Origin of the sequence: Comamonas sp. B-9, from assembly GCF_000410635.1 — a bacterium.
Taxonomy (GTDB): domain Bacteria; phylum Pseudomonadota; class Gammaproteobacteria; order Burkholderiales; family Burkholderiaceae_C; genus Comamonas.
The window spans coordinates 6,727-16,818 of the sequence record NZ_KE148666.1 but is presented as its reverse complement, the minus strand read 5'-3'; the positions used below and the strand labels follow the sequence as shown (position 1 = coordinate 16,818).

The window sequence follows — 10,092 nt, the reverse complement described above, 5'->3', positions numbered from 1 at the left end:
GGCAGGCGTAGTCATAAGTTGGCATCAAGGTCTCCTGCACAAAAAGATAAAAGCGGGCCGGCGCTGCGGCCCGCGCTAGCCAGCGTCTTACTTGTCGTACGAGATCGGCATATCGATGCTGCCATCCAGGTACTTGACCGGGCCGGCGGCATTGGGGTTGATGTCGAACTCAAAGATCTGCGTGGGCAGCCACAGGGTGGCGCAGGCATTGGGCACGTCCACCACGCCGCTGATATGGCCCTGCACCGGGGCGGTGCCGAGGATGGAATAGGCCTGCGCGCCCGAGTAGCCAAACTTCTTGAGGTACTCGATGGCGTTGAGGCAGGCCTGCTTGTAGGCCACGTTCACATCCAGGTAGTACTGCTTGCCCGATTCGTCGACGCTGATGCCTTCAAAGATCACATAGTCGTTGTAGGTCGGCACGATGGGGCTGGGCTTGAAGATCGGGTTCTTGATGCCGTACTTGGCCATGCCGCCCTTGATGATGGAGACCTTCATGTGCACCCAGCCGGCCATCTCGATGGCGCCGCAGAAGGTGATTTCGCCATCGCCCTGGCTGAAGTGCAGATCGCCCACCGACAGGCCCGCGCCATCGACATAGACCGGGAAGAAGATCTTGGAGCCGCGCGAGAGGTCCTTGATGTCGCAGTTGCCGCCATGCTCGCGCGGGGGCACGGTGCGCGCGCCGCTGGCGGCGGCCTTGTCGCGCGCCTCGCCCTTGAGCTGGCCCATGTGCGCCGTGGCCATGAAGGGCGGGTTGGCCAGGTTGCCATCCGTGTTGGTGTCGATCAGCGCCTGCTCGCGCGCATTCCAGGTCTCGAGCATCTTGGGATCGGGCAAGGTGCCGATCAGGCCCGGGTGGATCAGGCCGGCATAGCGCACGCCAGGGATATGGCGCGAGGTGGTGAACATGCCCTGGAAATCCCAGATCGACTTCTGCGCTGAAGGAAAGTGGTCGGTCAGGAACCCGCCGCCGTTCTTCTGCGAGAAAAAGCCGTTGAAGCCCCACTGGCTCTCGTCCTTGGCACCGATGTCGAGCAGGTCCACCACCAAGAGGTCACCGGGCTCGGCGCCTTTGACGCCGACCGGGCCCGAGAGGTAGTGCACCGTGGTCAGGTCCACATCGCGCACATCGTCGGCGCTGTCGTTGTTTTGGATGAAGCCCCCCGTCCAGTCGTAGGTCTCCAGCACAAAGTCATCGCCGGGGTTGACCCAGCAGGCCATCGGAATATCGGGGTGCCAGCGGTTGTGCACCTTCTCGTTGGAAGGGGCCGGTTGGGACAGATCAACCTTGATCAGGGTTTCGGGCATGTGCAACTCCTGTGATGCAGTCAATGGAACAAGAAACGCGCGGGCGGCCCGCGCAAGCGGTGTCAAACCGACAGGTACGACTTGATATGGGCCTCGTTGGTGTTGGCGCGGTCGGTCTCGTGCACGATCCGGCCGCCCTCGATCACGAAGATCCGGTCGGCCACATCCATCGCAAAATGCAGCACCTGCTCGGAGACGACGATGGTGATCTCGCGCATCTTGCGGATCTCGTTGAGCGCCTTGGCGATGTCCTTGATGATGGAGGGCTGGATGCCCTCGGTGGGCTCGTCGAGCAGCAGCACCTTGGGGTTGGTGACCAGCGCGCGGGCAATGGCCAGCTGCTGCTGCTGCCCGCCCGAGAGATTGCCGCCCTTGCGCCGGCGCATATCCCACAGCACCGGGAAGAGTGCATAGATCTCATCGGGAATCTTGCGGTCACGGGAATTTTCCAGACCGGTCTCGATGTTCTCCTCGACGCTCAGGGTCGGGAAAATCATGCGGCCCTGGGGCACATAGGCAATGCCCTTGGCCACGCGCAGATAGCTCTCGTCGCGCGACACATCCTGCCCCGCCACCTGCACCGCCCCGCTCTTGAGCGGCAGCACACCCATCAGCGCCTTGAACAAGGTGGTCTTGCCCATGCCGTTGCGGCCCATGATGGCCAGGGTCTCGTTGGGCCGGCCTTCGAAGGAGATGCCGTGCAGCGCCTCGCTCTGTCCGTAGGCCACGTGGATATCGTTGACTTTCAGCATATGCGGCTCCTCAGTGGCCCAGGTAGACATCGATGACTTTGGGATCGGACTGCACGGCCTCCATCGAGCCCTCGGCCAGAATCTTGCCCTGGTGCATGACGGTGACCTTGTGCGCAATGCGGGCCACAAACTCCATGTCGTGCTCGATCACGATCACCGAGCGGCCCACACAGATGCGCTTGAGCAGATCGGCCGTCAGCTCGCGCTCGCGCGCGCTCATGCCGGCAATCGGTTCGTCCAGCATCAGCAGCTCGGGCTCCTGCATCAGCAGCATGCCAATCTCCAGCCACTGCTTTTGCCCGTGCGACAGCAGGCCCGATTCCATCTCCAGCACATGGTCCAGGCCAATCTCCTGCGCCACCGCCTGCACGCGCTGCTGCACGGCCGGCGTGCACTGAAAGCGCAGCGCGCCAAACACCGAGCGCCCCTCGGGGTAGGACACCTCCAGGTTCTTGAAGACCGAGAGGTTCTCGTAGATCGAGGGCGTCTGGAACTTGCGGCCTATGCCCTTGCGCACGCGCAGGTACTCGTCCATGCCCGTCAGCTCCTGGTTCTGGAACTTGATGCTGCCGCTGCTGGCCTTGGTCTTGCCGCAGATCAGGTCGAGCAAGGTGGTCTTGCCCGCGCCGTTGGGGCCGATGATCACGCGCAGCTCGTTCTTGTCGACATAGAGGGTCAGGTCCTCGATGGCCTTGAAGCCGTCAAAGGAGACCGTCAAACCCTCCACCGCCAGTGCGAAATCGGTATTGCTCATTGCGTGCTCCTGGTTCAGACGCCTTCGGCCGCAGGCTTGCCGGCGACGGGCTCCTGCGCTTTGCTGCTGGTGGTTGCGGGCTTGGTGCTGGCAGGGCCGGCGCCGTGGCTGGGTGTGCTGGCCGGTTTGGCTGCGCGCCGGGCCAGCAGCGGCTTGACCTTGCTGGCATACAGGCCCGCCAGGCCGTTGGGGAAGAACATGGTCACGACGATGAAGAGGCCCGCCATGCAGAACATCCAAAGATCAGGGAAGGTCTCGGAGAAATAGGTCTTGCCAAAGTTGACCAGCAGCGCGCCGTAGACGGCCCCCACCAGGCTCATGCGGCCACCAACAGCGGCAAAGATCACCATCTCGATCGAGGGCACAATGCCGACGATCGATGGCGACATAAAGCCCACCTGCAGCGCAAACATCGCGCCGCCAATGCCCGATATCGCAGCGGCCAGGCAGAACACAAAGACCTTGAACATCGACACGTCGTAGCCGGAGAAGCGCACGCGGTCTTCCTTGTCGCGCATCGCCAGCAGCAAGGTGCCGAGCTTGCTCTTCTGGATCCAGAGGCAGGCGACGACCGACAGCAGCAGCAGGCCGCAGCAGACGTAGTAGAGGATGTACTTGGCGCTGTCGGTGCGGATGTCCCAGCCCAGCATGGTGCGCAGATCGGTCATGCCGTTGACGCCGCCGGTGTAGCCCTGCTGGCCGATGATCAGCACCGTCAGGATCAGCGCCACCGCCTGGGTGATGATGGCAAAGTAGACATCGCCCACGCGGCGGCGGAACATCGCAAAACCGATGATGAAGGCCAGCAGCGCGGGCACTGCCACCACCGCAAACAACGCAAACGGCAGGTACTCGAACGGCGTCCACCACAGCGGCAGCGCGGTGAGCTGGTTCCAGTCCATGAAGTCGGGGATGCCCGGCGTGGACTGGATCGCGGTGCTGACCTTGTCCGAGGCTTCGAGCTTGAGGAACATGGCCATCGCGTAGCCCCCCAGGCCAAAGAACACGCCCTGGCCCAGGCTCAGCACACCGCCCCAGCCCCAGAGCATCACCAGGCCCACGGCCACAAAGGCGTAGCACAGGTACTTGCCCACCAGGTTCAGGCGGAAGATGTCCAGCCCCAGTGGCAGCAGTGCCAGCAGCACGACTGCCAGGATGGCCACATGGCCCAGGCCGGTTCGCTCCAGCCACACACGCATATCTTTCATGGTTGTCATCCTTTGCACCGGCTTTAGCGGCGCACCTTGCTGGCAAACAGACCTTGGGGCCGCAGCATCAAGACCACGACGATGAAGGACAAGGTCAGCACCTTGGCCATGGAGCCGCTCAGGAAGAACTCCGTGATGGACTGCACCTGGGCAATGCCAAAGGCCGATGCCACGGTGCCCAGCAGGCTGGCGGCGCCGCCAAAGGTGACGACCAGGAACGAATCCACGATGTAGAGCGAGCCGGAGGTGGGTCCAGTCGAGCCGATGGTGGTGAAGGCCGCGCCGGCAATGCCCGCCACCCCGCAGCCAATGGCAAAGGTGAGGCGGTCGGTCTTCTTGGTATTGATGCCGATGGCGTTGGCCATCACACGGTTGCTGACCGTGGCGCGCACCCGCAGGCCCCAGCGGCTGCGGTAGAGCGCAATCAGCACGCCGGCCGTCACCAGCAGCGCCAGCGCCAGCACAAACATGCCGTTGATCGGAATGTCCAGCCCCTCACTGGGCGACCAGGAGCCCATCAGCCAGTCAGGCAGGGTGGGGCTCACCTCTTTGGGGCCGATCACCGTGCGGAACACCTGCTGCAGCCCCAGGCTCAGGCCCCAGGTGGCCAGCAGGGTATCGAGCGGTCGCTTGTACAGGTGCCGTATCAACGCCCATTCGGCCAGCCAGCCCAGCACAAACGCCAACACAAAGGCCGCCACGATCGACAAGGGGAAGTAGTAAGGCATCCAGGCCGGAGCATGGGCTTCCACCAAGGTGGAGGCCATGAACACGGTGTAGGCACCGATGGTCATGAACTCGCCATGCGCCATGTTGATGACACCCATCTGGCCAAAAATAATCGCTAGGCCCAGGCCCATCAGCAGCAATACCGCAAACAGGCTGAGGCCTGCAAAGCCCTGCATCAGCCCGATATTCATCATTTCAGAAAATGTCATGGCGCTCTCTTGTCGGGTGGTGGTCGGCGGAAATGCGGGCCAGAGGGGGAATGCCCCGGGGCCCGCTCTCGGAGTCCTGATTTACTGGTAGCCCTTGGGGAAGGGATCAGGCTTGATCAGCTCGGGCGACTCGGACACCACCTTGAAAGTCCCGTCCGGCAGGCCCTGCGCGATGCGCGACTTGCTCCAGAGGTGGTGGTTGGCGTCGATCTTCACGTAGCCTTCCGGGGCAGTGTTCAGCTCAATGCCTGGCGATGCGGCCACGACCTTGTCCACATCGAAGCTACCGGCCTTCTCGACGGCCGCCTTCCACAGCCAGGGGCCCAGGTAACCGGCCTGGGTCACATCGCCGATGACCGACTTGGGGCCGTACTTGGCCTTGAAGGCCTCGACAAACTTCTTGTTGTTCGGGTTGTCCAGCGTCTGGAAGTACTTCATGCTCGAATAGAAGCCGGCAAAGTTCTCGCCGCCAATGCCCAGCATTTCGTCCTCGGTCACCGACAGGGTCACCAGGAACTGCTTGTCACCGGTGATGCCTGCGGCCTTGAGCTGCTTGTAGAAGGCCACGTTGGAGCCGCCCACGACAGCCGCAAAGATCAGATCGGGCTTGGCCACCTTGATCTTGTTGATCAGCGAGTTGAAGTTGGTGTTGCTGAGCGGGTAGTACTCCTCGCCGACGACCTTGCCTTTCTGGAAGGTCTCGATGTGCTTGCGCGCAATCTTCATCGAGGTGCGCGGCCAGATGTAGTCCGAGCCCACCAGGAACACCTTGGAGGCGTTCTTTTCCTTCTTGGCCCAGTCGAGGCTGTACAGAATCTGCTGGGTCGCTTCCTGGCCGGTGTAGATGACGTTCTTGCTCTGCTCCAGGCCTTCGTAGAAGGTGGGGTAGTAGAGCAGGCCGTTTTCCTTCTCGAACACCGGCAGCACGGCCTTGCGCGAGGCCGAGGTCCAGCAGCCAAACACGGTGGCCACATGGTCGCTGATGAGCAGCTTCTTGGCCTTTTCGGCAAAGGTGGGCCAGTCGGAGGCGCCGTCTTCCTTGATCACGCGGATCTTGCGGCCCAGCACACCGCCCATCGCGTTGATCTGGTCAATGGCCAGTTGCTCGGCCTGGATGGAGCCGGTCTCGGAGATCGCCATCGTGCCGGTTGACGAGTGCAGCTGCCCGACCACCACCTCGGTATCGGTGACGGCCAGCTTGGTGGTGTTGACCTGGGCGGTCGGCGGGGTCTGGGCGCGGGCCAGCATGGGCAGACCCGCCACGCTGATGGCACCCAGGCCTTGCAAGAGACGGCGGCGGCGAAGCGACTGATGGAAATCCTGAGACATGCTTTTCTCCTCAAGTGGTTCAGCGGGCTGAACTGGTAACGGGTTGAAACCTGTAGCCACTCTAAAAGTGCGGCCGCCAAACACCCATACGTCATTTGACGTAGCCCCTGCGTAGCCACCGCGGGCTAAGCTTGCTCGCCCAATGCGCCTTGGGGTGCACCTCGCCGGCCACGCCTTGCCGGCCGCACCTCGTCGGCCACACCTTGCCGGCCGCACCAGCCTTGCCGTGGCCTGAATATTGCTTAGTCTGCGGATCCCTTGCCCCCAGCGCCTGTGCGCTGCCTGTGATGACCAAGCCGTCCCAAAAGATCTTCCCGATCCGCCGCGAATACAACGCCTGGGTGGCCGACGAGACCATGGAGGACTACGCGCTGCGCTATACGCCGCAAAAGGCCCGGCGCTGGAGCGAGTGGCAGCTGCTGAACACGGCGATGGGCGGGCTGTCCTTTCTGGCGCTGGAGGCGATTGGCGCGACCATCACCTTGGCCTATGGCTTTAGCAGCGCCGCCTGGGCCATTGCGGTGATGGGCATCGTCATCTTTCTGACCGCCTGGCCCATCTCGGTCTGCGCGGCGCGCTATGGGCTGGACATGGACCTGCTCACCCGGGGCGCCGGCTTTGGCTACCTGGGCTCGACCATCACCTCGCTGGTCTATGCCACCTTCACCTTTATCTTCTTTGCGCTGGAGGCGGCCATCATGGCGCTGGCCGTGCAGATGGCGCTGGGCTGGCCACTGGTGGTCTGCTATGTGCTGTGCGCGCTGGTGGTGATACCGATGGTGCTCTATGGCGTCACCTTCATCTCCAAGCTGCAGGCCTGGACCCAGCCGCTGTGGGCCGTGATGCTGCTGGCCCCCTACCTGTGGCTGGCCTTCCAGCAGCCGCAGTTTGTGCAGGAGCTGCCGGGCCTGTCGGGCCTGACCTCGGGCAGCGCCGATTTCAACTGGCTGTATTTCGGCTCGGCCAGCACGGTGATCTTTGCGCTGATCGTGCAGGTGGGCGAGCAGGTCGATTACCTGCGCTTCATGCCGCGCAAGACGGCTTCCAACCGGGGCCGCTGGTGGTTTTGTGTGCTGATGGGCGGGCCCGGCTGGATCCTGGTGGGTGCGGCGCGCATGCTGGGCGGCGCCTACCTGGCCTATGTGGCGCTGCAGTTTGGCTCGACCGTGGCCGAGGCCTCCGATCCCACCCACCTCTACCTGACGGCCTTTGGCAAGATCGTGCAGGACCCGGGCGTCGCCCTCTGGATTACGCTGGTCTTCGTCATCATGGCGCAGATCAAGATCAATGTGACCAATGCCTATGCCGGCTCGCTCGCCTGGTCGAATGTGTTCTCGCGCCTCACCCGCAGCCACCCCGGCCGCGTCGTGTGGCTGGTCTTCAACGTGATGATTGCGATGCTGATCATGACCCTGGGCGTGTTCAGCGCGCTGGAGAAGGTGCTGGGCATCTACAGCAATATCGCCGTCGCCTGGGTCGGTGCGCTGGTGGCCGATCTGGTCATCAACAAGCCGCTGGGCCTGAGCCCGACGGGCACCGAGTTCCGCCGCGCCTACCTGCATGACCTGAACCCGGTCGGCCTGGGCGCCATGGGCATTGCCGCGCTGGCCGCCGGCATTGCCTACAGCGGCCTGCTGGGCGAGCTGGCCAGCGCCTTTGCGCCCTATATCGCACTGGCCATTGCGCTTTTGGTATCGCCGCTGCTGGCCTGGGCCACCGGCGGGCGCTGGTATATCGCCCGCCAGCCCGAACAGTTCGAGGCCGCGCAGCTGCAGTGCGCCGTCTGCCAGAACCAGTTCGAGCGCGCCGACATGGCCGCCTGCCCCGCCTATGGCGCGCCGATCTGCTCGCTGTGCTGCTCGCTCGATTCGCGCTGCCATGACCGCTGCAAGCCCAGCACCGCGCGCGCCCAGGTGCAGTGGCGCAGCCTCTACGAGAGCCTGCTGCCCCAGCGCATCCAGCGCAGCATCAACTTTCGGCTGGCCTCCTATGCCGGCACGGTGCTGCTGCTGACCAGCCCCATGGCGCTGGCCCTGTTCGTGGTCTATATGCAGCAAAGCCTCTCGCCCGGGCAGACGGATCTGCGCTGGGCCTTTGTGCGCGCGTTCTCGCTGCTGGCGCTGCTGTGCGCGCTCTACGCCTGGTGGCTGGTGCTGGCCAAGGACAGCCGGCGCATGGCGCGTGAGGAGTCCGAGCGCCAGACGCAGATGCTGATGCAGGAGATCGAGGCCCACCAGCGCACCGATGCCCAACTGCAGGCCGCCAAGGAGCATGCCGAGGCGGCCAACCAGGCCAAGTCACGCTATGTGGCCGGCATGGCCCATGAGCTGCGCACGCCGCTCACCAGCATCCTGGGCTATGCCCAGCTGCTGCTGCGCCGCAGCGACCTGCCCGGCCCCGCGCACGAAAACATCAGCACCATGCTGCACAGCGGCCAGCACATGCATTCGCTGATCGACGAACTGCTGGACCTGGCACGCATCGAGGCCGGGCGCCTGCGGCTGGACCCGGCGCCGCTGCAGTTCCCCGAGTTTCTGGAGGCGGTCAACCGCATGGTGCGGCCGCAGGCCGAGGCCAAGGGCCTGCAGTTCGAGCTGCAGACGCAGGGCCGCATTCCAGCCTGGGTGCGGGCGGATGCCAAGCGCCTGCGCCAGATTCTGATCAACCTGCTGGGCAATGCCATCCGCTTTACCGACAGCGGCAGCATCCGCCTGCAGGTGGACTGCCACAGCGATGTGGTGCGCTTTGACATCCGCGACACGGGCATCGGCATCGCGCCGCAGGACCATGAGCGCATCTTCATGCCCTTTGAGCGGGGCAGCGCCGGGCGCCGCGCCGCCAGCACCGGCACCGGCCTGGGCCTGACCATCACCCGCATGCTGACCTTGCTGATGGGTGGGGAGCTGAGCCTGCAGAGCACACCCGGCCAGGGCAGCACGTTTTCGGTGCGCCTGTACCTGAGCGAGGTACACAACCCGCCGCGCGCACTGGCCGGCCAGCCCCAGGCCCGGCCCTTTATCGGCGGCTACCTGGGCCCGCGCAGAACGCTGCTGCTGGTCGATGACCAGCCCATCCACCGCCAGCTGATCGCCGGCGTGCTGATCCCGCTGGGCTTTACCGTGCTGGAGGCGGCCAGCGGCCAGGAATGCCTGGAGGTCATCCGCGACACGCCGCCCGATGCCATCTTGCTGGACCTGAGCATGGATGACCTGAGCGGCTGGCAGACCGCTGCGCTGGTGCGCCAGCAGTACAGCGCCGTGCACCTGCCCATCGTCATCGTCTCGGCCGACCTGTTCGAGAACCAGCCCGAGCAGCTCGAGCGCGCCGGCTGCCAGGCCTTTGTCGGCAAACCGGTGCTAGAGTCGGAGCTGATGGACACGCTGGCCTGGCTGCTGAAGCTCGAATGGATAGAAGACATGGCCACTGGCTCGGCTGGCTCTGCCAGCTCAGCGGCTACGGCCCCCGCAGTGCCGCCACCGGCGCGGCAGGAGCCGCCCCTGCCGCCGGATCTGCAGTCGGACATCACACGCCTGGCGCGCTTTGGCGATGGCGCCGGCCTGCGCAAACTGCTGGCGGCCGCCCAGGCCAGCCACCCCCAATCGCGCGGCACGCTGCAGGCCCTCGATGCTGCTGCCCAGCGCTTTGACTTTCCCCTCATTCTGGAGAGCCTCGGGCCTGCAGGGCCTGCGGACCGCTGACCATGCCCACTTTCACGCCCCATGCCGGTGTTGTCCTCGTCGTGGACGATGCCGTCGAAACCCTGGGATTTCTCTGCGACGCGCTCAGTCAGCAGGACTACA

7 protein-coding genes are annotated in these 10,092 nt (G+C 64.3%); 1 reads left to right on the top strand and 6 read right to left on the bottom strand.

Features of this window, described 5'->3' with window-relative positions:
* Positions 1-87: 87 nt before the first annotated feature.
* The 6 genes from fmdA to urtA form a co-directional block, all read right to left on the bottom strand.
* Entirely contained in the window at positions 88-1,311 is a 1,224-nt protein-coding gene (gene fmdA / locus H928_RS0123360; RefSeq protein ID WP_021028663.1) for a formamidase, read from the bottom strand.
* A 62-nt stretch (positions 1,312-1,373) separates the two neighbouring features.
* A complete protein-coding gene (gene urtE, locus H928_RS0123355; protein ID WP_021028662.1) occupies positions 1,374-2,063 on the bottom strand; it encodes an urea ABC transporter ATP-binding subunit UrtE in 690 nt (229 codons plus the stop codon).
* A 10-nt stretch (positions 2,064-2,073) separates the two neighbouring features.
* Positions 2,074-2,817 (bottom strand): urea ABC transporter ATP-binding protein UrtD, encoded by a 744-nt coding sequence (gene urtD / locus H928_RS0123350; RefSeq protein WP_021028661.1) that lies wholly within the window; start codon positions 2,815-2,817, stop codon positions 2,074-2,076.
* 14 nt (positions 2,818-2,831) lie between these two features.
* A complete protein-coding gene (urtC, locus tag H928_RS0123345; RefSeq protein ID WP_027011320.1) occupies positions 2,832-4,025 on the bottom strand; it encodes an urea ABC transporter permease subunit UrtC in 1,194 nt (397 codons plus the stop codon).
* A gap of 23 nt (positions 4,026-4,048) precedes the next feature.
* A complete protein-coding gene (gene urtB, locus H928_RS0123340) occupies positions 4,049-4,963 on the bottom strand; it encodes an urea ABC transporter permease subunit UrtB (RefSeq protein ID WP_021028659.1) in 915 nt (304 codons plus the stop codon).
* A gap of 81 nt (positions 4,964-5,044) precedes the next feature.
* Positions 5,045-6,292, bottom strand: coding sequence for an urea ABC transporter substrate-binding protein (gene urtA, locus H928_RS0123335; RefSeq protein ID WP_021028658.1), 1,248 nt, complete (start codon positions 6,290-6,292; stop codon positions 5,045-5,047).
* 287 nt (positions 6,293-6,579) lie between these two features.
* On the opposite strand from urtA, the gene H928_RS0123330 reads away from it, so the two are divergent.
* Positions 6,580-9,990, top strand: coding sequence for an ATP-binding protein (locus H928_RS0123330; protein ID WP_021028657.1), 3,411 nt, complete (start codon positions 6,580-6,582; stop codon positions 9,988-9,990).
* The last annotated feature ends 102 nt before the right edge of the window (positions 9,991-10,092 follow it).